Here is a 25,719-nt window from a genome sequence, read left to right on the forward strand (position 1 = left end):
TTAAATATTTTGTGATCAATAGAGTTAGAAAAATTAGGAAAAAAACCTACTTAGTACTAAATTCCTTTCCTATAGCTCTAATTACAGTAAAGATCACTCCTAAGCCTCTCTGAATTTCTGGATCAGATAATAACCTAATAATACCTCCTAAGGAAACTCGTGGTGGTGACTCTAAAGTCTTCTTTACCTCTTCAGAAGCGATAGCCCTCATCATTCTATATGGCACATTGCTAAGGGTTATCTCAAAGAAATCCATAGCCTTTGGGTAGACCTCTAAGAACTGAGATACATAACTAGATAGATGAGTGATAGCCTCATCATTCAGCATATCTCGTAAAGTCTTTGCTACATAGGCTATATCAAAGGCAACATCTAGTGCCCCATTTCTATCCAATTCCTCTACTTTATTTAAAACGTTTTCTATGAGTCTCATTTTCTTCACAGTCGACTTTATGGATTTTAAAGTATCATCGTCAATTTCCTTTATTATTTCTAAAGAATTGGAAATGTACCTTCCTAAACTTTGTATAGCCTCATCGTTCAACATATCACGAAAGGTCTTAACAACATAAGCAGAATTCATTAAAACGTCTAAAGTACCATCATTTTTCATATCTTCCAATCTCGCTAAGAGATCGTTAATGACACTAGATTTATCCAATAGCACCTTTACTGGCTCAGCCTTTTGAGTTATAAGTTTCATAACCTCTAATGAAGAAGAAACTGTAGAGGCCAGGTTCTGGATAGCCTCATCATTTAACATGTCACGAAGCGTTCTTACTGTATATACCATGTTAACTAAAACGTCTAAAGTACCATCTTCTTTTAGTATCTTCAGTTTATTAACGAAATCTGCTAACACATCTGAATTATCCATAATTGCCATCATATTTTCAAAGATTTTTGGCTTAGAGATAGCCTTGCCAAACTCTAAAAGTGAGGAAACTATGTTCCCTAAACTTTGTATGGCCTCATCGTTCAACATATCACGAAAGGTCTTAACAACATAAGCAGAATTCACTATGGCATCTAATGCACCCGATTCCTTAAGCTCATTAACCTTTTTTAAAGCCTCATTAAGAGCTGGGGTTAAGTCTACGAGCTCTGCCAATTCATCTATCTTCTTTTCATCAATTTTTGAAGCAATCTTCTCAAGGTTAATAGTCTGCATGTTCACCACACCGAAATTATTTGTCCACCTTCAACATCCATACTAAATGTAGTTATGCCAGCTATTTCATCAACTATGTCACTATAGTCATCTTTGGTATATCCAAATAATTTGCTAGCATAAGAGCAAGCGTATATTTTAACCTTACCGCTCTTCTTAGCTTTTCTAAATAAACTTATATAATCTTCTTCTTTTTTCTCAACCATAGTCTTAGAAGATATGTCTTCACTCTTTACTTCTGGATTTTTAGTAAACCCCTTAACTGCATCCATTGTCAAAAAGACGTAAACTTCATCACCAATAGATGATACTATAACTGTACTCATTGCGGCATATGTTAATCTTGAACGTTCATTTGAGCCCACTATGATACCAGTCTTCATCTTAAACCACAGCTTTAGCTGTAACAGTCCAGTACATCTTATTGTACATTATCTTTCCCCACCAATGTACATATGAAGGTGGTGGTGGACTCTCGTTCATAGTATAGCTGAATCTTATGTAAGTCGCTTGATCAGTGCCAGTAGCTATATAGCATAGAACATCTCCTCCATAGTGTTTAACTCCAAGATTACCCTTTATGTCGTTTGCAATATTGTGAGCAACAACATAAGATTCGAAATCTGCAGTTGAACCTGCCTTAGAAACTGGCAAATCAGTAGCATCACCCATTACGTAAACGTTAGAGTGATCCTTCATTCTAAGTGTAAATTTGTCTGTTGGAACCCATCTCCTTCTATCACCTATTCCAGAGTCCTCAATAACCTTAGCACCCATATTGGGCGGTATGCCAATCAGCATATCGAACTTTAACTTCTCACCTTCTTGGGATTCTATAACTTTGTTACTAGGATCAACACTGGTTACCGTAAATGGTGAGTGAACCTCTATTCCTCTTTGTTCAAATAATCTCAGCATAAACTTGTTAGTTATCGGCCTACCAAATACTCCTTGAACGGGATATGTGTAAATTATTTTAGTTTTATCCCTAATCCCTCTCTTTCTTAAATAATCGTCCAAAATTAATGTAACTTCTAATGGAGCTACTGGGCATCTATGAGGTAGTTTTGCCGTGTTAACAACAATTGTACCTCCATCAAATTTCTCCAGTGCTTCCCTCATTTTAATAGCAGCATCATACTCGTATACCGTATGTGCAGCAGATCTATAGCCTGGAATCTCGTCCCATGTGTAATCCACACCCGTAGTTATTACCAAGTAGTCATAGTTATGTGACGCTCCATCCGCGGTTTGAACTGAATGATTAGCAACATCTATCTTACTAATCGTACCCTTCTCTCCATGTAGGAATTTGATTCTAGGATCCAGTAATTCGCTCTCTTTTCTAACTAATTCACCTGGAGTTTCGAGACCAAAACCAACTAATAGTTGTCCTGGCAAATAGATGTGCTCATCTGATTTATTTAACGCTACTATTTCAACGTCTCCTCTATTAACCTCGTGTTCTAGCTTTTGAACTAATCTGTTTGCTACAATCGTACCCGCAACGTTTCCTCCTGCTATTATAATCCTTTTAGCCATTTACTTCATCTCCTATTTACTTATCAATAACACGTATTTGCTACCTTCTTGCGATTCTTGGACGATCTTTAAACCCCTCTTCTTACTCCACAAAGTAATGTCCTTTTTAGTAGCATCATCACCCAAAATAACCTTAACTGCTTCGCCCTCCCTCAACTCATCAACAACACTAGACAACTCACCAATAGGCCCAGCACATGAAGAACTAGTTAGATCAAGCTCCTTATATATCTTAAGACTACTCAATTTTTGACTCACCTATATTCTATGTTACATTCATACTTTATAAATATTACGTTTATTTCAACAATATATTTTTTCAAGAATGTTATTACTTAATTTAGTTATACCTAAAATTACAAATGTTTTTAAATTTAAGTATTTCTATACTGTATATAATTATACATAAAACTACATTATGAAATTATAAGCTGGAAATCTTTGTTAATCAAATCAGTGAAAGCGTAATGATGTTCCTCATCTCCAATCAATTTTATTGTGTTAGATAGTTTATCCCTAATGTTCAAATGAGGTGGAGATGCGCAATAACCACACACACCTAATACAATGCCTTCTCTTAACGCCTTTTCATAGGCCGGTCTTAATCCTTTATAGGGACTTTCAGATACTGGTATTTTAGTACCTAATCCATCAAAATAGACGTAAACCTCATGTCCTTCTTTCTTAAGCTCTACTGCATAATGTAGGGCATGAGCTGCCCTTATGGATTCAGATAGATTATTTGGATCATCCATTATTACGAAAAGAAGTTTAGTCATGTTTATTATTTCTCTTAATTAGTTTTAAAATTAACTATTTTTGCTTATTATAAATTACTCTTTAATAACTACCCTCTTAGATTTACCCTCAAATCTAGGCAATGTGCCCAAACTTACAAACTCCACTTCTGGCGTTACAAATGCTACTGTTCTAATTTCTTCTATCAGTTTTTCAACTAACTTTTCTGATGGTTTTTCAGTTTCTACTTTAATTATTAATCTATTCTCTCTATTAGTCTTATCGACAACTATTTGAAACTCTTTCACTTCCTCGTAAGACATTAAAACATTAGCAATAGCAGTAGGGAAAAGCTTAACCCCTTTATAGAATATAACATCATCTAATCTCCCCTTTAACATTCTGATCTTAGGAAACGGTATTTCATCATCGCTTTCAATAAGACTAGTGATATCTCTTGTCCTATATCGGATTAGTGGCATCGCCTCTTTACTAAGCGTAGTTATCACCATTTCTCCTTCTTTATCTTCAGAAACTCTCTCACCGGTCTCTGGGTCAATAATCTCAACCAAATAATGATCAGTCCATATATGTAACCATTCGTGATTATCGTCTGGACACTCTTGCGCAACTCCTGGTCCTAAAGCTTCAGTCAAACCATAAATTTCTAATGCTCTTCCTCCCCTAGTCTTTAGGCTTAATTCATCCTCAATTCTCTCCAACATCTCTTTCGTCATCGCCTCAGCACCGGGAATTGCTAGCCTAAGTTGCAATTCCTTCTCAGCATCTATGTTAAGTTTACGCAGAGTCTCAGCAACTAGTAATTCGTAAGAGGGAGTACCAGTTATTACAGTAGTTTTAAAATCCTTTAATGCTCTAGCTAACGCTTCTGTTCTACCGGTACTCCACGGCATTACCTTTGCACCTATTCTCTGAATACCTTGATGCAAACCTATCCCACCAGTGAATAGCCCGTAACCATAAATGTTCATAACAATATCGTTCTTTGTAACTCCGGCAGCGACTAGACTTCTTGCCACGAGGTTCGACCACACTTCAACGTCACTCCAGGTGTAAGCGTTTACTGTAGGAATTCCCGTCGTCCCAGACGTCATGTGCCATCCAACTAAATTTTCAAAAGGTACTGCTAAGAAATCACCACCATGTGGATAAGCATGCCTCCTTAGATCATCCTTATATGTAAAAGGAAGTTTAACCAAATCTTCTGGGGCTTTTATATCATCTGGCGTTAATCCCCTTTCTTTAAACAACTTATGATAATATGGGGAATTTTCATAAACTCTCTTGATTAAACTCCTAAGTCTAAATCTCTGAACCTCTCTAACCTCTTCCTTAGTTAATGCCTTGGGATCTACCTCGTTATAAGTTAACTTAAGGCTCATCAAACCACCTCGCCAATTATTCTCGTGCCATCCGTAATTAGTCTTACCTTACCACCCACCTTAGGCTGGCCTTTAATCCACGCCATTAGATTTATCCCATCTTTCGCCCTCACTATTCCTATAATGTAATCCTCATAATTTTCGAAACCTTGGGGTTTCTGAGATACTATACTATATGTCATTATTTCACCCTCATTAGATACCTTAATCCACTCCATCTCGTTCTTGCCACAATTGTAACAATCCTTTTGAGGGGGAAAGTAGACCGAACCGCAATTCTTACATCTAGTAGCTACGATTTCCCCTCGCTTTACAGCTTCAATAAATTCGTCGGGGTACTTAATCTTGTACTTTATTGATAACGGTATTGCGTCTACTTGCATTCAAGATCACCTTCTTAAAACCATAACATATGCAAAGTGACCAGTACCGCCTACATTGTGGACAAGCCCGATATACTTTTTAAGAGGCTGTTGTAATTTGTCAGCCTCATCCCTCAATTGTTTAGTTATCTCGTAAATCATCGAAAGTCCAGTAGCCCCTAATGGATGTCCCTTAGCTTTTAGACCACCGAATAAATTCACTCCTACTTTGCCTCCTTTCTCGCTTTGCCCCTCTTCTATGAACTTGCCTCCCTTTCCCTTTTCTGTAAAACCTAAATCTTCATATCCCATTATCTCAGCAATTGTAAATGCGTCATGTACTGTTGCTACTTCAATATCGTTAGGAGTTACCTTAGCCATGTTATAAGCTTGCCTTGCCGCCAATTGAGTCGCTTTAAATCCAACCCACTCTCCCCTTCTTGCAACGTAAGCGTAGTCATTCGCATAGCCAATTCCAGTTATCCAAACCGGGGAATCAATTTTCAATTCCTTCACTTTCTCCTCTGATGCAAATATTGCAGTGGCCGAACCATCACTTATGGGACAAGAGTCAAGTAGCTTTATTGGCCATGAGATTGCTCTGGACTTGAGAACTTCTTCTACGGTGACTGGTTTTTGAAAGTGGGCTTTAGGGTTCATTGCACCGTACTTATGCGCTTTTACCGAAACTAGAGCCATCTGCTCTTCAGTCGTACCATAAACTGCCATATGTCTTGTGGCATAAAGGGCGTAATAGGTTGGGAAGGTGGTTCCATAAAAGTGGTATTCCCATTGATAATTACCCCCTCTACCTCCTATTGCCAACGATGTTGAAGTGTCAACTTCAGTCATCTTATCAACTCCTACAGCAATTGCCATATCAACTAAGCCTGAAGCGACAGCGGTATATGCAGATAAGCTTGCGGCTAATCCCGTTGCACACATTGCCTCTACACGTAAGGGAACCTTCCCTGTCAATCCAGAGTATTCAGCAACAATTGGAGCAGGGTATAATTCTATACCCCTATAAGCAGTACTACCTACAACGACTAGTTCTATATCAGTTTGAGATACGCCACTATCATTTAATGCTTCTTTAATAGATTCCCAAGCTAACTCTTGAACGGAAACGTCATCTCTTCTCCCGAATTTTGAATTACCTACTCCTATTACAGCGACTCTTCTTGTCATATTGGACTAACCAAGATTTCTTACAATACTAAACTATATAAACTTTTGTGAATAGTACTATATGCGGGTGAATTACATATATATGTATAGTACAATACAAATAGAAGCTAGAGAAAATATAGCAATTATAAAACTTAACAGACCAGATAAGTTAAATGCAATCAATTTCCAGATGGTTGATGAATTAGTTGATGCCTTGAATAAGTTAGATAGTGATGACAAGATTAAGGTCATAATAATAACAGGAAATGGTAAAGCGTTTTCTGCTGGAGCAGATGTTAAAGAAATGCTGGAAACACCTCTCGAGGAGATAATGAAAAAGGGTCATATGCCATTATGGGAAAAATTGAGGACATTTAAAAAACCAGTGATAGCTGCATTAAATGGCATTACAGCTGGAGGTGGGCTGGAATTGGCAATGGCTTGTGATATCATAATTGCTTCAGAATCTGCAAAATTAGGTCAACCGGAAATAAACTTAGGAATCATGCCAGGAGCAGGGGGAACTCAGAGATTAACTAGGGTATTAGGAAAGTATAAGGCTATGGAGCTAGTACTCACTGGGAAGTTAATTGACTCTAAAGAAGCGGAAAGATACGGTTTAGTGAACAAGGTAGTACCAGATAATGCGTTAATTGACGAGGCAATTAGGTTAGCAAAGGAAATAGCTGAAAAACCAATGATATCCTCGATGTTAGCCAAAGAGGCTGTTGCCAAAGCGTGGGATACCTTACTACAACAAGGATTGGATTTCGAAAGAAGGAATTTCTATTTGGCTTTAAGCTCGGAGGAAGCTAAAGAAGGTATGAGAGCGTTTTTAGAGAAGAGAAAGCCCAGGTGGGAGAATGATAAAAGTTGAGAGTAGGGAAGGTTATGCAATAGTCACAATGAGTAGAGCTGATAAACTAAATGCATTGAACTTGCAAATGAGAAATGAATTTATATCAAAACTTAAGCAAATTAACGCGGATCCGAAAATTAGGACTGTAATAGTAACTGGAGAAGGAAGGGCATTTTGTGTGGGAGCTGACGTAAATGAGTTCGCTCCGGATTTCGCCATAGACTTACGGGAGACATTTTATCCAATAATTAGGGAGATTCGTTTCTCAGATAAAATCTATATAGCTGCAATAAATGGCATTACAGCTGGAGCTTGTATAGGAATAAGCTTATCTACAGATTTTAAATTCGCCAAGCGTGATGTGAAATTCGTTACTGCATTTCAAAGACTTGGGCTAGCTTCAGATACTGGAGTAGCCTATTTCCTTTTGAAGTTGACTAGAGATCAAAGAGCTTATGAAATAGCTGTCCTAGGTGGGGAATTCACTGCTGAAGAGGCTGAGAGATGGGGCCTATTGAAGGTATCAGAAAATCCGCTTCACGATGCTGAGGAGATGGCGAATAGAATAAATAATGGACCATTTCAGTCTTATATTGCTGCAAAGAGGATGGCTAATCTAGTATTATATAATGATCTAGAAAGGTTCTTAGAGTACGAATCCGCCATACAAGGTTATTTAGGCAAAACGGAAGATTTTAAAGAAGGTATATCATCGTTCAAAGAGAAAAGAGAGCCTAAATTTAAGGGAATTTAAATGCTGAAAGAAAGTCCTTTCCTTAAATTTCTTGACATAGAATTAGAGGAGATAAGGGAAGGTTATGCTAGAGTTTCTGGAGTTATAACTAAAGATTTCCTAAACGTGCATAACACTGCCCATGGCTCGTTTATCTTCGCTATTGCTGATGCCGCTTTCGAGTACGTTAGTAACTTTACCCGTGATTCAGTAGCCTTACATATGGATATTGATTTTAGAAGACTTGTAAAAGAAGGAGAGAAAGTTATAGCAGAGGCATTTGAGGAGAGTACCGGAAAAACTACTTCTCTATATAGAATAATTGTAAAAAATGAAGAGGGAAAACTTGTAGCATACGTTACTGCTTTAGTTTTCCATCTAGACGATAGAAAGTGAAGAAAATGTCGCCATTGACCTATTTTGCTTTTAAGACGTGTTTGCAAAGTCATATTTTACACTCTTACTCTAAGATGAGATCCCTTATATAAATTTAGGTTAATAACAACATTATCTTATATATAGTCTTTTTCATAATAGCTGCAACGGGGGCTAAAAGGGAGTTAAATCTAGTGTTAGTAATGGGAGCTGTTGGGCTGAGTGTGCTAAGGACCTTAATTCGCTTTGAACCCAACAGCCCTCAAGATATATTAGACAAAATGCACTATTAAAACTAAATGAGTGTGCTAAGGACCTTAAAAAGGAAGCTAATTAGCAAGAAGCCCAAGAACCTAAACGAGACAAAAGCTAGGGCAATACTTGGAAGGAATGAAAATTAGCGAAATAGCAAAAATACTACAAGTTCACAAGAGCACAAGTGGATCGACGAATTCGAAAAGGAGGGAGAAAAATGCCTATTCCACAAGGAAAGAAAAGGAAGAAAAAAGAAGGTAAACAAGAGGGAAATAAAGGTAGAAGAAATACAAGGAAAAACCATATGGGAAGCAAAAACATAGAGGAGAAATTCAACTTAAAAATAAGCTACAGCTTGGAGAATAGCGAGAAAAAGACTGAAAATACCCTACATAAAACCCTACAAGATCGACAAGCCAATAGATGCTGACTTAGGGAGAGGTTTAGGGGTGTTATTAAGAAGGGTGTAAAAGTGTTTTTCATGGACGAGTCTGGTATTCGTCATGATCCCTCTAGGGTTTATATGTTGTTAGGGTTGATTATCCAAGTGTTAATATTCTAGCTTGTATTCCCTTGTTTGATGGTAAGCCTTGTTTTATGCTCACAATGTTGATTCTAGGGTCTTTGTTGAGTTTCTTTACTTGCTTAGGGTTAGGAATTCTGGTAATGTCGTGTTGATAATGCTAAGTTTCACAAGTCTTCTTATGTTCTCGCTACTGCTTCTAGGCTTAACATTACTTTGCTTTTCTTGCCTCCCTATTCTCCGGATTTAAACCCAATTGAGTTGGTTTGGAAGGATTTGAAGCGTTGGGTTAATACTTATTATTACTCGTGTTATGCTCTAGAATTGAGGATGAGTTCTATTATTTGGTTTCTAAGGGTAATTATACTAGGTATTGGATTAATAAGTTTCATGACATGCTTGAGGAAGGTATAAGTATGGGAAAATTTTTCTCATATTTGATTTATTATCTATTAACAAGTTTTATCTCACAATAATACAAGCTTTTCTCAATGTTTTTCTATATTTTGTATTGAGGGAAGTTAAAAGCCTGTTGCAACTATTATGAAAAAGACTATATTAGTATTACTTGGGTGAACACGGAATTTTCTACCTAGTTCCCATGCGATCACACAAGGAATACTCCCTCTCTCACTCTAAAAAGGCATTATACAAGATATTCTCTCAATAAAGCATAAATAATTCATATAATTTGCTTCAAATTAACAAAATCATTATCCACACTCAGATAATGAGAGAAATCTAATTTCCATCCTTTTTATAGTGTACCTAATCTTCATTAATTTCGTAAAGTATCTGGAAAAACTTATATATTAGAATCAATAACATATATATGGTGAACGGATGGATATAAATTATGAGAATGATCCAATATATCCAGAGAATAATGTGTATCCACCAACATGGGAGTTTGATGACGAGAAAGCTATGAGACTTTATAGGAGAGCTAAAAAGGAGCAGTGGGACGAGGAAGATTTAAACTGGAAAAAGTACGAGGAAATAGTTTCAGGCCTTGATAGAAAACAGAGATTGGCGTTAGCGTACTGGTGGGCTCTGCTATCTAACTTCGATAATGCGACACCGGTATTCGCTTACGCATTAGTTAAAGCCAGTGAAAGGAGTCTACCAGTAACTATCAGAGCTCTCCTAACAACCATAACTTATGATGAAAATAGGCATAACGTATTGTGCGGATTTGCAATAGATAAGGCTATGAAAGGATTTCCCTTTAATTTCAAACCGCAGGATGATTTGGAAAGAAAGGCTAAACTTAATGTCGAGTGGGTTTGGTGGAATGGTTCTAGATATTGGAAAGGTTATGTTGAAGCTTATAATAAATACACATTGGATATTTTATTTACCTCATTTATGATGGGCGAAGCAGCAGCTACAACAGTATTTAGCGGAATGAAGGATAAGACTAAAATACCTACCTTTAAGGATACCTTCAGAAATCTAACTGTAGACGAGACTAGACATTATGCTTTTACTTATCTTATATTAAATAATAACTTGAATAAGATGAATGAAGAGAAGAAAATGTTTGTAACTAAACAGATGAGAGCTGGATTTGTATTCCTATCACTGATAACTTATAAGCCTCCTAAGGAGTTCTGGAAATTACCTCCTTGGTATGAGGAGGTACATGAGAAAATGGAGGAGCTAGCAATTGATGCTGGTTTAGGATTACCAACAATAGAGGAGAGAGAAAGGATATGGAGAGAGGCTGTAGCGAGAGTTGCTAGCAATGTTAAGAGGTTTAACGTTAAGGTTCCATCAATGCCAGAGATTGGCATAAATGGGGACGAGGATATAGAACTAAAAGAAGACGATTTAGTAGCTGCAATATTCTAAATTCGCAAACCTTTTTAGTAGGTCTTTAATTTTTATATATTAATGGAGAAGAATATGAGGAGAAGAATTCAGAAGATTAAAGGTGGCAGTTACATAATAACATTACCTCCAGAATGGGTTAGGAGAAATAGCTTAGATGCTAAAAGTGAGGTTTTTGTTATAGAAAAAGATGGAGAATTATTAATAAAACCTATAAGAGATTACATTACCAAGAAGACCCTTGATCTTGATCTTATTGATTTAGAAACTAGCAAATACTTGATAACAGTATACTACATGCAAGGGATTTCTGAAATAGAAATAAAATCTAAGTCTGTAATATCAGCCTCTATAAAAGATGAGCTGAAAAATTTGCAATTGTACTTGCCAGGTTTAACAATTGAGAGTGAAAGTTTTAACTATATTACATTTAAAGTTCAAGATAGTTTTAACACCAATCTGGCTGAAAGGATGAAAACTTTCTCTAGTAAATTATTGAGACTACTGGAGGATCTGGAAAAGATAATTGAAAATCCTAACAAGGAAATGGCTGTAGATTTGAAAAATCGAGCTGAGGAGTTAAATAAATTATACAATTCAATAATAAGGGAAATAGCCATAGTTTCACAAAAAGAGGAGGAATTTGAGATAAAAAATCTACCCACTAGAGATTTAATACTCTATGCTATAGCAATGCGTGACATGGGAAGAATGCTATCTCATATAAAAACCACATCCCTAGCCGTAACTGAATGTATAAACACATCCAATAAAGAACTAAAATTCATAATTAAAACCATCGTGAATATGTTTAAGAGATCTCAAGAGGTGTTTTTTGATAAAGATATAGATCACATAAGGGACATAAGGGAAAGTATGAAAGAAATAAACAAGATAGTGTATGGAAACGAGATAGAATGTAAAGAACTGGCAAGAGAGTTGGCTAGGATAGCGAGCTACTGTGTAGCTCTAATGGATGATGGAGTGCATAAAAGTGTTAAGATATAGTGTAGATATTTCTCTACGATAAGATCAAGTAAATTTTAATTCATAAAGTCCTATCATTATTATTTTAAAAAAGTCTACATATAAACGATGCATATTTCCATAAATTTTTTAAACATAGAATGATAAGCATCTTGGGATTATAAATGTCTAGCCTAAAGGGTTTAGCTTTTTTATTAGTAATTTTAACAAGCATGATTATACCATCACTATTTTTCTTACAAACTTCAGCACAAACATCACTCACAATATCTCCATCAAACTCATCTATACTTGTCGACGTTTCCCAAGTAGCGCCTCCAGATGCACTTGACCCAGCGACTGGGTTTTACGTTCAAGATGGACCATTATATCAAGCAATCTTTCAAGAGCTAGTGGAATATAACGGTTCGAATTACTTACAAGTTGTCCCAGTTATAGCCCAGAACTGGTCAACAACAAACTATGAGAACTGGACATTCTACATCAGACATGGAGTATACTTTCCAGATGGAGTACAAGTAAATGCTAGTACTGTTTGGTTCTCTTTTTACAGGATTATACTAATGGGACAAGGTCCTGGTGTGGCTAACTATATTGAACTATTATTCAATTCAACTCAGTATGGGCAGACTGGATATGCCTTACCGTGGGGTGTCGCAGCAGCAATACAAAATGTTACTGGATTACCAACTACTAAGAACGCAACGCTAGCTGCGAAGGTACTTGCATCGATACTATCCCATTTCAACGCTGCAAACACTACAATACAGAAAATCATGGAATACCCGTATCAAGCAGTAGTGGTTGAGGGGCCTTATAAGGTTAAGATAAGTACACTTGAACCCTATAGGTATTTCCTATTAGATATAGCTAGCTGGTGGGGAGCGATAGTTAATCCAGTCTTTATTGATGAACATGGCGGAGTTCAACCAAATACTCCTAACTCATATATTAATGATAATGGCATGGAAGGGACTGGTCCCTATGTGATCAAAAGTGTGGGACCTAGTTTATCTGAAATTGTATTAGTGAAGAATCCAAACTACTGGGCTAACAATTTATCTAACATACCAGTTGTAGCTCAACCTGGACATATACCAGTTATTGACATAAAATACGGATTAAGCCACAACGCTAGAGTGGAAGATTTTGCAACGAATCAAGCCCAAATTTCATATGTTAGCTTACCATTCCTACAGCAGATATACTCTGCATATCAGTATAATAAATATGTAAGTTTCAATCAAATATTTGTGAATTTAGGTTATGAGGCAGCAGTATTCTATATCGCAATGAATACACAAATCTTCCCTACTAACATTACTGCATTTAGACAAGCAATAGTTCACGCTATAAACTATACTGCAGAGTTAGATGTATTCAAATTCCAAAATCAAACACTAGCAATAGAGTATTTAGGTCCAATATCTCCAGTATTCCCACTGTATAATGAAGTTATGCAATTAGATAAATTACATCCCTACACCTATAACTTATCCTTAGCCTTACACTACCTGAATGAAGCTGGATACGAGGGACACTTCTATGTTGTGTTGCCTAATGGAACTACGATAGGTGATACCAATGGTAAGCAATTAAGCACATTAACTATATATGCTTTAGCACCTGTGAATGAGTTAGAGCAAGAGCAATTAACAATAGTTCAGGATAGTTTACAAAAGATAGGGATTTCAACATCAATACAATATGTCTTACCTTCCGTAACCGATAACTGGATAACACCAAATGGTACACCAGCGCTAATAGATTTAGGGTGGTTCCCAGATTGGCCAGATCCGATTTTCCAAGAATTAATGGCACAAACTGATGTATTATATGGTGGAATATCTGGAGATTTAGCTTGGGTTAATATTTCAACATTACAGCAAATATATGAGAATTTATCATTCTTAACAAATCAGACACAACAAACTTTAGAGGTTGCTAAAGTATATCAAATATTGTATCAAGAAGCGCCATACGCTTGGTTACCAAATCCTGTAGTATATTACTTTGTCCAGCCTTATGTGAAAGGATTTGTATACAACCCATTTATAGGCTATTACTATAACTTAATGTACTATCAACCATACACTGTAACCATATCAACTTCAACTAGCATAACCTCTTCTACTACAACAACAACTACCTCATCTTCACCATCCACACTAATTTATGCAACAATAGGAATAGTAGTCGTGATAGTTATAATAGTAGTTGCGATAGTCCTCTTAAGAGGAAGAGGTAGAGGAGGAGGCCCAGGATTTTAAAGTCATTCCTTTTTTCTTTTTTCCTTTCCACGTTATTCTGTGAGAATAAATATATTAGTACCTTCAAACTTTATTTAAATGGACATGGTATGTCCATAAATACTGTCTTCTTTATTATAAGAAGGATCATTAATGCTTTCATTACCTTACTATTACTAATTATATTAGTTTTTATTATGATACATATCATAGCACCAAATCCTTTAGCCTTGGCAAGGCTATATACTGGACCACATGCAACTTATACAGAGTTAGAACAAGTAGCGAAACAATACGGACTAGATCAGCCTCTTTATATCCAAATAATTAACTACATAATTAATGTATTGCATGGAAATTTAGGTATAGATCCAACATATAAGGTACCAGTAGTAACGCTTATCGGTAAATATTTGCCAAGAACTCTAGAATTGGTAATACCAGCAACAATACTTTCCGTAGTTATTGGCTTATTCACTGGTGCTATAGCAGCATCAAACAGGAATAAACCACTGGATTATCTAGTCCGTGGCGTTTACTTAGTTACTTGGGCATCTCCGCCATTCTTAATCGCTGTTATATTACAATTAGTGATAGCGTATTATCTCAGATTATTACCTCCTACCGGTACTGTTAATCCCGTTCTTACTCCACCAAAGCCTATAACACCTTTTCCTTTGCTAAACGCAATGTTAGCAGGAGATTGGCCTTATTTTTCTAGTCTAGTTCACCATATGGTCTTACCAGTTATAGCAATAGCATTAGTCAGTTTTGGAATAGTGACCCGAATAGCCAGAGCTTCAATGCTAGACTATATGGAGTCTGATTTCGCTAAACTTAGTCTTATGAAAGGGCTAAGTAGAAGAAAAGTGGTATATGGTGTGGTTCTAAGAAATGCTTCAATACCATTAGTAACCTTAATTGCGTTGCTTTTCGGATACTCGGTAGCGGGAGCAGTTGTAATTGAGGATATATTCCAATATCATGGAATGGGGTATTTCATTACTCAGGCTATAGAAAGTCTAGATTACACGTCAATTTTGGGAACAACAGTAATTGTAGGAATTGCTATAATTATAGCAAATCTAGTTGCAGATATACTTTATGGGGTTCTAGATCCAAGGGTGAGGATAGTTGAGTGAAAATTCTGGAATTAGGTTCATGCTAAAGGCTTTAATTAGAGATAAGGCTGGATTATTGGGCTTAATAATAGTAAGCCTATTTCTACTGTGGTCTTTAATACAAGGAATATTAGAGATATTGTCCAGTTATCTTAGGAAACAGTATTTAGGTTATATACTCCTTCCTCATAATCCATATCAATATAATTTGCAGTTAGCCTTCCATCCTCCTTCGTCCACCTTTCTTTTAGGTACTAATGCAGAAGGAGAGGACATTTTTTCAAGAATTTTATATGCACTACCCAGAGATGCATTCGTGGCCATAGTAGTAGTGTTTTCAGCAATAATCATAGGAGGAATACTAGGAATACTTGCAGGCTATCTAGGTGGTATAATAGATGAAATCTTAATGAGAGTTACAGATGCCTTTCTATCCTTACCGGCATTAATATTAGTTATTGCAATAACTGTGCCATTGAAAGCTACGTTCTTAGCTACCATATTAGGCTTGGCAATAGTATGGTGGCCAACCTATGCTAGATTTTATAGAGCCCAAACGTTAAGGATAAAGAATATGGATTATATTTCTGCAGCTAAATTAAGTGGAGTCTCTCGAATATCATTGTTCTATAGATATATCTTTCTAAATTCCGTAGATCCAGTATTAGCATATGCCGCATTAGACTTCGGTAACGTAATATTAACTTACTCAACCTTAGCGTTCTTAGGAATAGGTATAACACCTCCAATCCCGGAGTTAGGAGAAATGGCAGCAAACGGTGTTACTGGGTTACCCCAATATTGGTGGTGGGCGCTATTTCCAGGGTTAACTATTCTAATTATTGTTATAGGGTTCGTGTTGCTAGGTGATAGATTGCAGGATGTGGTAGCTGGAAGAATAGCCTATTAGGTGAGTAAAATGGTATTGCTTCAGATTAGAAACTTAAACGTTTATTATAATACAATAATAAGTTGGATTAAAGTATTAAGTGATGTAAATCTAGATGTAGAAAAAGGGGAAATAGTAGGAGTTGTTGGAGAAAGCGGTTCTGGGAAATCCACATTAGGTCACGCAATCTCCAGAATCCTACCTCCGAATGCGAGAATTCAAGGCGATATCATAATAGATGGAGTTAATTTAGCTAAGTTAAAAGACAATGAATTGCAGAAATATAGAGGAACATGGGTTTTCATGATATTTCAAAATCCATTAAACAGCTTGAATCCAGTAAAGAAGGTAGGTCATCAGCTATTAGAAGCTGTTAAAATAAGGTATCAAAGAGATGGAAAGAAAGTAGAAGAAGAAAGTTTAATGAAAGATGTTATTGAAGTTCTCAAAGATTTAAGACTTCCAGATCCTTATTCCATTATTGATCGATACCCTCATCAACTCTCAGGTGGACAAGTTCAAAGAATAGTTATTTCAATGGCTTTATTACTAAAGCCCAAATTGCTCATAACTGATGAACCAACATCTGCATTGGACGTTACAATACAAGCGCAAGTGGTTAATCTATTTAAACAATTAAATAAAGAAATAAATACAAGCATAATCTTTATAACCCATGATATTTCCTTAGCTTACGTAGTTTCGGATAGAATAGTAGTAATGTATGCTGGAAGAATTATGGAGGATGGAAAAGTTGAAGAAGTCTTAAAATCGCCAATGCACCCATATACACAAGGGTTAGTGGCAAGTATACCAACTGGAGATAAAAATCAAAAGTTAACTGCAATTCCAAGTAACCCGCCATCGTTTTTTGCATTACCTACTGGATGTAAGTTTAGTAATAGATGCAGTAAAGTTTTTGATGTTTGTAGGAAGAAAGAGCCCAGTATTATTGAGAAAAATGGAAGAAAAATAAGGTGTTGGTTATATGAGTGATAATGTACTTTACAAGGCAGTCAATATAAACAAATACTATCTTGCAAAGAAGAGGGGAATACTGGAGTCGTTAGCTAGAGAACCCCCAATATATGTTAGGGCATTAGATAACGTATCCGTGGAAATAAGAAGAGGCGAAGTCTTAGGTGTTGTGGGTGAAAGTGGTTCTGGTAAAACCACATTAGGTAAAGTACTAGCTACACTAGAAAAACCCACTAGTGGAAACCTATTCTTTATGGGAATGGAGGTAAATGGTCATAACGTAAATCATGTTAGAAAGCATATACATATGGTTTTTCAAAATCCTATGACATCCATAAATCCAAGAATGAAAGTCAAGGATATAGTTAAAGAAGCTATGAAGGAGAAAAGGGAAGAAAGAATCAAGAAGGTGTTAGAGGAAGTTGGGCTAGATTATAATTACGTAAAAGATAAGTATCCTAGAGAGCTATCTGGAGGGCAAACACAGAGAGTCGCAATAGCTAGAGCGCTTGCAAAAGAGCCGGATTTTTTAATTCTAGATGAACCAACTTCGGCTTTAGATGCCTCAGTACAAGCGCAAATCCTTAATCTACTTGTAGACTTACAAAAAGAAAGAAAACTCACATACCTCTTCATTACCCATAATATTGCAGTAGCTAGATACATCTCTGATAGAGTCATAATTATGTATGCTGGAAAAATTGTGGAAGAAGGAAATACAAAAGAAGTTATTTCGGAACCAATGCATCCATATACTCAATCACTGCTTAGCTCAGTACCAGAATTGGGAAAGAAGGAGCTTAAACCACCTAGCGGGGAAGTGCCCAGCTTAATAAACCCACCTAGCGGATGCAGATTCAATCCTAGATGTCCTTTTGCTATGCCAATATGTAAGGAAAAGGAACCACCATTGGTGGAAATAAATGGAAGAAAAGTCGCTTGTTGGTTGTACGAAACCAACTGGAAGAAGGCTTCTAGTTGAGGGAACTATTATACTTGTGATTTTTTCTTTATCCTTGGAGATAACTAGCATAATTAATTATCTTATTTTCGTTGGAATATGGTACGCTATATTATTTATTATAATTGCGTGGTTTAAGAGCCATACTTACTGTATCTCGGAAAAAGAGATAATAATAAAATCATTCTTAGGTAAAAAAGTAGTCAAAGCAGAAAATTTTAAAGAAACATTTATATCACAGGGACCTATAGCGAAGAAATTAAATTGTGGCTCAATTTACATTATATTAAAAAACGGAAAGGCCACAATCTTATATGATATAAAAAACCCAGAAAAATTCCTTGAAAGAATTCAGAATTCCCGCCCTTAAATCATCACGTTATTCAGTGCCTAGCCATGACATCATTTAAGATAATTTAGATATAACGTCTTTTATCTCATCGTAGTTTGGTTCCTTTGTTGGATCTTCGGAAACCCACTTATACCTTATTATACCGTTTTTGTCAATTACGAATACTGATCTCTTAGCGAGTACATATCCCTTTAGGATTGGCAATTCACCAGCTACACCATAGGCTTTTACAGCTTCCCTATTAAAATCACTAACAATAGTGAAATTTAGCTTATTCTGCTCCTTAAACGCCTTATTACTAAATGGCGGATCTACACTAACTCCTATAACTACTGCATTAACTTCGTTAAATTTAGCCATAGAGTCTCTAAAAGTACACATTTCTTTCGTACAAACTGAAGTAAACGCTGCTGGGTAAAATGCTAGGACTACTACTTTACCTTTGAAATCAGATGGTATTTTAACTTTTTTCAAATCTGTATCTACTAATTCTAATTCCGGAGCTTTCTGTCCTATTTCTACCATATAAAAGATTTAGCAATTAGAGATAAAAAGCTCAACACTAAAAGACTTTTAAAAAGTTTAAGTAGATATTCCAGGAACTGGTATAGAAAGATCAATCTCCCTAGAATCCCTTAGCATTTTTACATTAACTTCTGAACCAACCATCTCTTCCAGTATTGCTAGTAAATCTATAGGAGATTTAACTTCTTGGTTATTGACTTTTAGTATAATGTCACCTCGTCTTATGCCATATTTATAGGCACTTCCATTTGGATCTATGTTCATTACAAGTAAACCACTTTGTTTCCTTACTCCCAGATACGTCGCTAATGCTTTGTTTAACTTTATTACTCCAACTCCTATATAAGGTCTTATATATCTGCCAAACTTCATGACGTTTTTTACGAAGCTATCAATAAGTTTAGACGGTATTGCAAAACCTATATTCTGAGCTTCTCTTATCATGGCAGTAACAGTACCCACGACCTCACCTTTGGTATTTATAAGAGGCCCTCCACTATTGCCAGGGTTAACGGCGGCATCTGTTTGAATCACATATATAGGAAGACCATTAGGTGTCATTATAGCCCTTTCTTCACTGCTGATTATTCCCATGCTCACACTGTATAAACCCAAAGGATTTCCCACTGCTAATACTACCTCTCCAGTTTTGTATTCCTTAGCAAATTTCAAACTAGGCAAGTTTAGTGTAGTGCTTAACATTGCTAAATCATGATAGGGATTTATGGCAACTACTTGCGCTTCCTCTCTGAATCCATCTTCAGATATTACTACTATCTCTTCAGAATTTGATATAACGTGATAAGATGTTATTAGAACATTTTTCCCTATAGAGTAGCCGGATCCTATACCTTCAGCAACTTGAGGCATAAAAAACTGGTCTAGAGCAATCTGCTTCGTTATTATGGTGACCACTGATGGAGTTACTTTTTCTACTAAATCCTCATACATCGTATATGTTAAGCTTGGCAAGCTATTTATATTCTTTCACCTTACGAGAAAATAGAAAAAGATACTTAAAAATATATAAATTGTTGAAAAACTCACAGTAGTCTTCATTACATTCTTCTAAAGTCTGAAATACCACCAAGTGGAACGAAAATAAACTCAAAAATCCTTTTAAGGTATCTGATCGACATTGAACCTATGAATAAGGGGATAATAGGTATCGTAATAGTGTTATTAGTATTAGTTAGTGGAATATACTACGGTTACTATTACTTTACTACTGGAGTTGTAAATGTATACGTCCAAGATCCTCCAACCACTCAAGGATATAAAATATACTTAACCATCTCTTCCATTATGCTACATAAAGTTAATGCTAGTAATGACTCTTGGATAACAATTTCCAATAAGACAATTACTATACTATTAACTTCTAATATGACATTTCTAGCCTCTTCTAGAATACCTTCTGGGGAATACAATGAGATATTTCTAGAGATATCTGCGGCTCAAGTTCAACTTGGAAATATCAATATCTCAGCGAAAATACCTAGCGGAGTATTTAAAATACATATTATAAACGGTATGGATCTAAAAGGAGGTTCTTCACAATCGCTACTGATAAGCTTTCCTCATATAACCTATACCAATGGACAAATAATAATAAGTCCTTCAATTACTGCTGAAGTTATTAGCTAAATTACAATATCATATGTAGATAGGTTAATATGCTTTAGATACGCAAATATACTTAATGATGGATCTAGACTCAAAAGGTAAAGGAACACCTTTTATCTTTTACGCTGCTTACTATCCTCCACTTTATTCTAAACTTAAAGCCAAAACTTTAAGGGAACTAGTTGAGGGTATCAAGAAAGCTGACAAGTATATGTTATTTTACCACGTTTTCCACCCAATTTTTAGTTCTCATCTTATACCAGAAGAGTATTCTAACGATTTCGCACACTGGATAGCTGAGAGTTTAGGAGATAAAGAATTAGCCGAATTGGTTTCTGACATACCTGGTGCTGAGCCTAGAACTATAGAAGATATTAGAAATGATTTGATAGAAATCCTGAAACCAAGAGTAGATGAGAGAAGGGGAATAGAGAACTTTGTGTTTGTTTCATGTATGCCAATAGTATACAAGACAAATTACATTGCAAATACTCTTGCAGAGTTCTTAGATTTAATACAGACAATATCCGGTGGAGCATTGGTTTGGCATTTTGTAAGCAAAAGAGTACTTGGAATTTCAAAGAGAAATGATTTTTCAGAATGGCTAGATTCTAATTTTGGACTCTCAGAACTAGCTGAGAAATTAAGCAAGATTGACCCACAAACCTATATTGATGAGGAAGTGCTTAGGAGAGACATAATTAGAGTATTAGAAAGGTGGTTATTAAGATGATAGAGAAATACGTAGAATTTATAGGAGAGCATGAGCTCGATGCTATCTTTAAGATAGCTGAAAAGATCAAGGATCTATCAATACTTCACGTAAACTCCACTAAGGCAGGAGGAGGAGTAGCTGAGATATTAAATAGAATGTTGCCTTTAATGAAAGAATTAGGTCTCAATGTTGATTGGAAAGTAATAAAAGGGGATAGTGAATTCTTTAACGTAACCAAATCCTTTCATAATTCACTACAAAATGGAACTGGGAACATACCAGAGGAATACTTTAAAATTTACGATAAATGGCAAGAGATAAACCTATCTGAAATTCCATTAGATTACGATATAATTTTTATACACGACCCTCAGCCTGCGGGGCTTATAAAATTCAAAAAAGGTAATAATAAGTGGATTTGGAGATGTCACATTGATATTTCAAATCCTTATCCATCAGTATGGAACTTCTTACAGAAGTATATTTCACAATATGATAGCATGATAATCTCAGTTCCCTCGTTTGGGAGAGATAATATCGAGATTCCGCAATTCATAGTTCCCCCATCAATAGACCCATTAAGTGTAAAGAATAGGGATATCGCTGAGACTACTGTATTCAGAATATTATATAAGTTTGGTATTAATCTTGAAAAACCATTAATAACCCAAGTATCGAGATTTGACTACGCTAAAGATCCTTTAGGCGTTATACAAGCTTATAAGTTAGCCAAAAGGCATGTAGACATACAATTACTATACGTAGGAAGTCCAGCTACCGATGATCCAGAAGGTGAAAAGGTTTACAATGAAGTAGTTAAGGCTTCCGAGGGACATAAAGATATACATCTCCTAATGTTACCACCATACAGCGATTTAGAAATAAATGCATTTCAAACAGCATCTACGGTAGTTATGCAGAAGTCTATAAAAGAAGGTTTTGGTCTAACTGTAAGTGAGGCGATGTGGAAAAGAAAACCGGTAATAGGAGGAAATACTGGTGGAATTCCTTTACAAGTGATAAATGGAATTACTGGTTTCCTAGTCAATAGCCCACAAGGAGCAGCACACTACATAATATACTTAATTAGAAATGAGGAGATAAGGAAGAGACTCGGTATTAACGCTAGGGAACACGTAAGGAGGAATTTCCTCATAACTAGAGAATTGAGGGACTATCTAATGACAATGGCCTATGTAGCTAACAGACACAACTCTTAACTTTCTTCTCACTCTAATGAGTGGAATTTGTTTTCTCTATATAATGATATTATATGAAGGAGTTTAGAAACCTTATAAACCTCTATTCTTATTTTATATAGTGTCAAGATCTTCCGATGTTAGACTAACGCCGATTAGCGAAAGTCTTAGGGAAAGAGCAGAGGCCATTATGAGGATGTATGGAATAAAGGATGAGAAAGATTTCTACTCTAACGCGCTTATGAGTGTCATGAATATGATGGAAAAGGATGAGTCTTTATTGGGAGTAGACCTCTGCTTTCTCGTCCCTTATATTCTGATTCACGAGAACTTCTCGTTTGTTCATTCTTCCTATATAGAGGATAAAGTTGATTTGCATTCCGATGACGAGATTACAAAATATCTAATTAAAAAATATTTTAATTTCATAAATCCAATATATCTAAAACATCTTCTTGAGTATTTAATTCCATCCACATATACCCCGCTAGTAATTAGGAATGGGAATAATTTAGTCTATAAAATCAGTTTAAATAATATAAATAAAAAGTTACGAGAATACGTAGAGAATTTTCTACAGAATATTGTTGCAGTATTAAACATAGGAAAGATAAATAGCTCAAAAGACAATCTAGAAATAATTTTACCATATCGGACTCTTATAGATTTTGCAAACCAAAATCATCATCTAGTGAGGGTTGAAAGCAGTGTGATCAGTAAGAGAAATCAAATAATAGCTAAATTCAATCTCAAAAATGATATTAAATCCGATAAATTCGTAAACGATTGGTCCCTATATCAAATACTCACAATATATGATACTTTGTTCAAAAATAATTTACTTTTATATAACATATTGGATAGACTAAATGATATTTACACCTTGTTCTTAGAGCTGAGAAAGACAGGCCATATTTTATATCCTAATATAAAAGGAATCGAATATATTAATTATAGATTATTAGAGAAGGAAATAATCAACAAAAACCTTGACATTTTTGCCCTTCTTATGAGTCCTAAAATTAGAGTAATAAAGATAAATAGCCAAGAGCTAATTATTGCCGGCTTAGATGATTTTGATCAGAACCTCTCTAATTTTATAAGATATACTTTAAATGAAATAGAAATAGAAAAAGGTACTCATGGATACTTTAAAATAAGAACGAATGAGAGAATATTTTCATAACTGATATGCAAAACCCATAATTACTTTATCCCACCAATTAAACATATGGCATTACAATCTCGACCTTGGAGGATTAGAAGCGATATTTGGGAGAAATTGGATGAGATTTGCATAAAACTAGATAATAAGAAATCATATAATTGTACAGATAAGATAATACAGAGCGCGTCTGAACTTATAATGGAAGATATCGATATAACTGATATTAGTATCAGAAATTCGATACTTGGAATTAAATATCTCATTTCATCTAATGTGTTCTATAATCTTATCTCAAATATACAAGACGAAAAAATATACAAAGAAATAGCGAATTCGTTATTGTCAACAATAACTAATAAAGTGCAAGAGACATTTTTACTGTATTTAGAGAACTTTGAAAATAATTGCAAAGAGAGGTCTATTTTAGAGAACGTTATAAGAGGACTAACGTATATTCTAGGAGAGAACATAAAATTAGTTGCAGATGGAAAAACAAGATTTGAGATAATTAATGCATCAACTAACCCAAATATAATCAACTTCCTTCGCATAATAACGGAAATTCTCGATGAGAACTTTCAAATAATTGAAATGGATCATAGCTGTAAAAATGATAGGATTTGCATAAAGCTAGATTTCTGTTAATCACCCATCAATTCCTTCACTTTGCTTAACACACTATCTTCACATTGTTCAGAGTAATATATGTAAATCTTATCTCTATCTATCTTTATAATAGTCGCGTTAGGATCTAGACCAATACCAGTTAGCTCGATGTTATCACATTCACCCTTGTATCCACTTAATATATTACCAATACTTTCCTCTTTTCGTATAATCTCAGCTAGAGGCTGTTTTACTAAGTTAAATATCTGTCCTAAGCTATACTCGGCTTCTTTTAATTCTAAATGCTTTATAAGATAGTTCAACTCTATCATTACTTCGTCTATAATCTGATTGGAAATTCTTCTACATGTTGGAGAAGTTAAATTTAGAATATTTCTCAAATTATCAATGCTAAAAGGCTTTTCAACTTTATACTTCTTTACTAAATGCGTAGCAAGGACATAGTAAGTTGCGCCTTCTAATAATTCAACGTTCTCTATTAATTTACTATCTCTTATTTCCAAGTTATTCATAACTATGTCTATAATTTTCTCTTCGCTTAATAGCTTCTCTAGGTCTATTCTATTCAGAATATGAAGCATTACTAGAGGATAACAATTTTCTATACAAAAACCAATTCTCCTAAATTCAGCTCTTCCTACAGGCTGAGGTAAATTAGTTTGCTTTTCGGACTTCATTATCTTCATTTCTCTTAAGAAGTATTCAGATAGTTTAATACTATATATATCCTTAAGCACATGACTAATTAATTGTATAGAATAGCCCTTTTTAGCTACTTTCGCATAGATATAGTCTTGAACTTGTTGTGTGAGAAGTGAATCAATTATCGCTATTTCTAACGCCGCTAAAACTACTGTAGAAAAGGAAGAAGTAGAATGTGATACATCTAAAAGTATTAAACTAGGTAAGAAATTCTTTAGAACATCATGTATTTTCAGATAAGAGAAGAATAGAGAAGTGCCAAAACTTACTGAGTCCTCAAAAGGTATTACTTCAACTGTGATATCGTCACCGAATTTTAAGGTTTCTAAAATATTACTATCTAATTCATTATAATTATTGAATTTAATATTAAATCTTGTTTTTATCTCAGTTGGAACAAGAGTTAAAATTTTAACTTCATGTCTTTCTTCTTCTAGAAACTTCTTTTCAGCTAAAAAAGTATACTTAGAGCTAATTCCCACTGGTGAATTTGTCCAATTTGTAACTTCTATAGGTTTAATTTCACTTTCTTCTTCCGATACCTCAGTTAATGGGGCAATTATTAGTATTTTCACGTATATAGATAACTAACAGAATTATTAAATTCTTCCTAAAATAAACGTACAAATAAGTAAGATAATGGAATTCGTAAT

At 35.2% G+C, this 25,719-nt stretch carries 27 protein-coding genes and 1 pseudogene; 17 read left to right on the forward strand and 11 right to left on the reverse strand.

Annotated features, from left to right (window positions below; genetic code table 11):
* Nucleotides 1-46: 46 nt before the first annotated feature.
* The 8 genes from YN1551_RS14585 to YN1551_RS14620 form a co-directional block, all read right to left on the reverse strand.
* Entirely contained in the window at nt 47-1,171 is a 1,125-nt protein-coding gene (locus tag YN1551_RS14585) for a helical membrane plugin domain-containing protein (protein WP_012714626.1), read from the reverse strand.
* Nucleotides 1,172-1,173: 2 nt separating this feature from the next.
* On the reverse strand, nt 1,174-1,554 hold the full coding sequence (locus tag YN1551_RS14590) for a DsrE family protein (RefSeq protein WP_012714627.1): 381 nt from the start codon (nt 1,552-1,554) through the stop codon (nt 1,174-1,176).
* A 1-nt stretch (nt 1,555) separates the two neighbouring features.
* The gene (locus YN1551_RS14595; RefSeq protein WP_012716849.1) at nt 1,556-2,713 is read right to left on the reverse strand and encodes an NAD(P)/FAD-dependent oxidoreductase; all 1,158 of its coding nucleotides are present in this window, start codon (nt 2,711-2,713) and stop codon (nt 1,556-1,558) included.
* A gap of 12 nt (nt 2,714-2,725) precedes the next feature.
* Complete coding sequence (locus YN1551_RS14600; protein ID WP_012712595.1) at nt 2,726-2,959, reverse strand: sulfurtransferase TusA family protein; 234 nt, start codon at nt 2,957-2,959, stop codon at nt 2,726-2,728.
* A 170-nt stretch (nt 2,960-3,129) separates the two neighbouring features.
* Nucleotides 3,130-3,492 carry a hypothetical protein gene (locus YN1551_RS14605; protein ID WP_012718216.1) on the reverse strand — a complete coding sequence of 121 codons (363 nt, stop codon included), beginning with the start codon at nt 3,490-3,492 and terminating at the stop codon, nt 3,130-3,132.
* A gap of 54 nt (nt 3,493-3,546) precedes the next feature.
* Entirely contained in the window at nt 3,547-4,854 is a 1,308-nt protein-coding gene (locus tag YN1551_RS14610; RefSeq protein WP_012718217.1) for a phenylacetate--CoA ligase family protein, read from the reverse strand.
* Nucleotides 4,854-5,237 carry a Zn-ribbon domain-containing OB-fold protein gene (locus YN1551_RS14615; protein WP_012714631.1) on the reverse strand — a complete coding sequence of 128 codons (384 nt, stop codon included), beginning with the start codon at nt 5,235-5,237 and terminating at the stop codon, nt 4,854-4,856. Before YN1551_RS14615 ends, YN1551_RS14610 begins: the two co-directional genes overlap by 1 nt.
* A gap of 6 nt (nt 5,238-5,243) precedes the next feature.
* The gene (locus YN1551_RS14620) at nt 5,244-6,407 is read right to left on the reverse strand and encodes a thiolase domain-containing protein (protein ID WP_012712599.1); all 1,164 of its coding nucleotides are present in this window, start codon (nt 6,405-6,407) and stop codon (nt 5,244-5,246) included.
* Nucleotides 6,408-6,468: 61 nt separating this feature from the next.
* Between YN1551_RS14620 and YN1551_RS14625 the strand changes: the two genes are divergently transcribed.
* From YN1551_RS14625 to YN1551_RS14685, 12 genes and pseudogenes are all read left to right on the forward strand, one after another.
* On the forward strand, nt 6,469-7,266 hold the full coding sequence (locus YN1551_RS14625; protein WP_012714632.1) for an enoyl-CoA hydratase-related protein: 798 nt from the start codon (nt 6,469-6,471) through the stop codon (nt 7,264-7,266).
* Nucleotides 7,253-8,002, forward strand: coding sequence for an enoyl-CoA hydratase-related protein (locus YN1551_RS14630; RefSeq protein WP_012714633.1), 750 nt, complete (start codon nt 7,253-7,255; stop codon nt 8,000-8,002). Before YN1551_RS14625 ends, YN1551_RS14630 begins: the two co-directional genes overlap by 14 nt.
* Nucleotides 8,003-8,377 carry a hotdog fold thioesterase gene (locus tag YN1551_RS14635; protein ID WP_012718218.1) on the forward strand — a complete coding sequence of 125 codons (375 nt, stop codon included), beginning with the start codon at nt 8,003-8,005 and terminating at the stop codon, nt 8,375-8,377.
* Between the two features lie 278 nt (nt 8,378-8,655).
* Nucleotides 8,656-9,485: pseudogene (locus YN1551_RS18135) on the forward strand (IS630 family transposase); the annotation flags it as partial.
* Between the two features lie 492 nt (nt 9,486-9,977).
* Nucleotides 9,978-10,988, forward strand: a complete 1,011-nt coding sequence (locus tag YN1551_RS14650; RefSeq protein ID WP_012718219.1) for a hypothetical protein — start codon at nt 9,978-9,980, stop codon at nt 10,986-10,988.
* Between the two features lie 42 nt (nt 10,989-11,030).
* Nucleotides 11,031-11,975, forward strand: a complete 945-nt coding sequence (locus YN1551_RS14655) for an AbrB/MazE/SpoVT family DNA-binding domain-containing protein (RefSeq protein ID WP_012718220.1) — start codon at nt 11,031-11,033, stop codon at nt 11,973-11,975.
* Nucleotides 11,976-12,118: 143 nt separating this feature from the next.
* On the forward strand, nt 12,119-14,224 hold the full coding sequence (locus YN1551_RS14660) for an ABC transporter substrate-binding protein (protein ID WP_012718221.1): 2,106 nt from the start codon (nt 12,119-12,121) through the stop codon (nt 14,222-14,224).
* Nucleotides 14,225-14,313: 89 nt separating this feature from the next.
* A complete protein-coding gene (locus YN1551_RS14665; RefSeq protein ID WP_012714641.1) occupies nt 14,314-15,345 on the forward strand; it encodes an ABC transporter permease in 1,032 nt (343 codons plus the stop codon).
* Entirely contained in the window at nt 15,338-16,234 is an 897-nt protein-coding gene (locus tag YN1551_RS14670; RefSeq protein ID WP_012716856.1) for an ABC transporter permease, read from the forward strand. Before YN1551_RS14665 ends, YN1551_RS14670 begins: the two co-directional genes overlap by 8 nt.
* A 9-nt stretch (nt 16,235-16,243) precedes the next feature.
* A complete protein-coding gene (locus tag YN1551_RS14675; RefSeq protein ID WP_012718222.1) occupies nt 16,244-17,209 on the forward strand; it encodes an ABC transporter ATP-binding protein in 966 nt (321 codons plus the stop codon).
* The gene (locus tag YN1551_RS14680) at nt 17,202-18,173 is read left to right on the forward strand and encodes an ABC transporter ATP-binding protein (protein WP_012714643.1); all 972 of its coding nucleotides are present in this window, start codon (nt 17,202-17,204) and stop codon (nt 18,171-18,173) included. Before YN1551_RS14675 ends, YN1551_RS14680 begins: the two co-directional genes overlap by 8 nt.
* On the forward strand, nt 18,115-18,522 hold the full coding sequence (locus YN1551_RS14685; protein WP_012714644.1) for a PH domain-containing protein: 408 nt from the start codon (nt 18,115-18,117) through the stop codon (nt 18,520-18,522). Before YN1551_RS14680 ends, YN1551_RS14685 begins: the two co-directional genes overlap by 59 nt.
* 36 nt (nt 18,523-18,558) lie before the next feature.
* On the opposite strand, the gene YN1551_RS14690 is transcribed toward YN1551_RS14685, so the two are convergent.
* Together YN1551_RS14690 and YN1551_RS14695 are read right to left on the reverse strand one after the other, a co-directional pair.
* Nucleotides 18,559-19,029: a peroxiredoxin gene (locus tag YN1551_RS14690; RefSeq protein ID WP_012712611.1), complete on the reverse strand. Its 471-nt coding sequence runs from the start codon at nt 19,027-19,029 to the stop codon at nt 18,559-18,561.
* A 57-nt stretch (nt 19,030-19,086) separates the two neighbouring features.
* On the reverse strand, nt 19,087-19,980 hold the full coding sequence (locus YN1551_RS14695; protein WP_012714645.1) for a S1C family serine protease: 894 nt from the start codon (nt 19,978-19,980) through the stop codon (nt 19,087-19,089).
* A 195-nt stretch (nt 19,981-20,175) separates the two neighbouring features.
* On the opposite strand from YN1551_RS14695, the gene YN1551_RS14700 reads away from it, so the two are divergent.
* From YN1551_RS14700 to YN1551_RS14720, 5 genes are all read left to right on the forward strand, one after another.
* On the forward strand, nt 20,176-20,676 hold the full coding sequence (locus YN1551_RS14700; RefSeq protein WP_012712613.1) for a DUF4382 domain-containing protein: 501 nt from the start codon (nt 20,176-20,178) through the stop codon (nt 20,674-20,676).
* A gap of 55 nt (nt 20,677-20,731) precedes the next feature.
* Nucleotides 20,732-21,388 (forward strand): DUF5752 family protein, encoded by a 657-nt coding sequence (locus YN1551_RS14705; protein ID WP_012718223.1) that lies wholly within the window; start codon nt 20,732-20,734, stop codon nt 21,386-21,388.
* On the forward strand, nt 21,385-22,590 hold the full coding sequence (locus YN1551_RS14710) for a glycosyltransferase (protein ID WP_012716861.1): 1,206 nt from the start codon (nt 21,385-21,387) through the stop codon (nt 22,588-22,590). The genes YN1551_RS14705 and YN1551_RS14710 overlap by 4 nt, the downstream gene beginning before the upstream one ends.
* A 100-nt stretch (nt 22,591-22,690) precedes the next feature.
* Nucleotides 22,691-23,755 carry a hypothetical protein gene (locus tag YN1551_RS14715; protein WP_012718224.1) on the forward strand — a complete coding sequence of 355 codons (1,065 nt, stop codon included), beginning with the start codon at nt 22,691-22,693 and terminating at the stop codon, nt 23,753-23,755.
* A gap of 45 nt (nt 23,756-23,800) precedes the next feature.
* Nucleotides 23,801-24,382 (forward strand): hypothetical protein, encoded by a 582-nt coding sequence (locus tag YN1551_RS14720; RefSeq protein ID WP_012718225.1) that lies wholly within the window; start codon nt 23,801-23,803, stop codon nt 24,380-24,382.
* On the opposite strand, the gene YN1551_RS14725 is transcribed toward YN1551_RS14720, so the two are convergent.
* Nucleotides 24,379-25,641: a hypothetical protein gene (locus YN1551_RS14725; protein ID WP_012716863.1), complete on the reverse strand. Its 1,263-nt coding sequence runs from the start codon at nt 25,639-25,641 to the stop codon at nt 24,379-24,381. The genes YN1551_RS14720 and YN1551_RS14725 overlap by 4 nt on opposite strands.
* Nucleotides 25,642-25,719 lie beyond the last annotated feature (78 nt).

This window comes from Sulfolobus islandicus Y.N.15.51 (assembly GCF_000022485.1).
In the GTDB taxonomy this organism is placed as follows: domain Archaea; phylum Thermoproteota; class Thermoprotei_A; order Sulfolobales; family Sulfolobaceae; genus Saccharolobus; species Saccharolobus islandicus.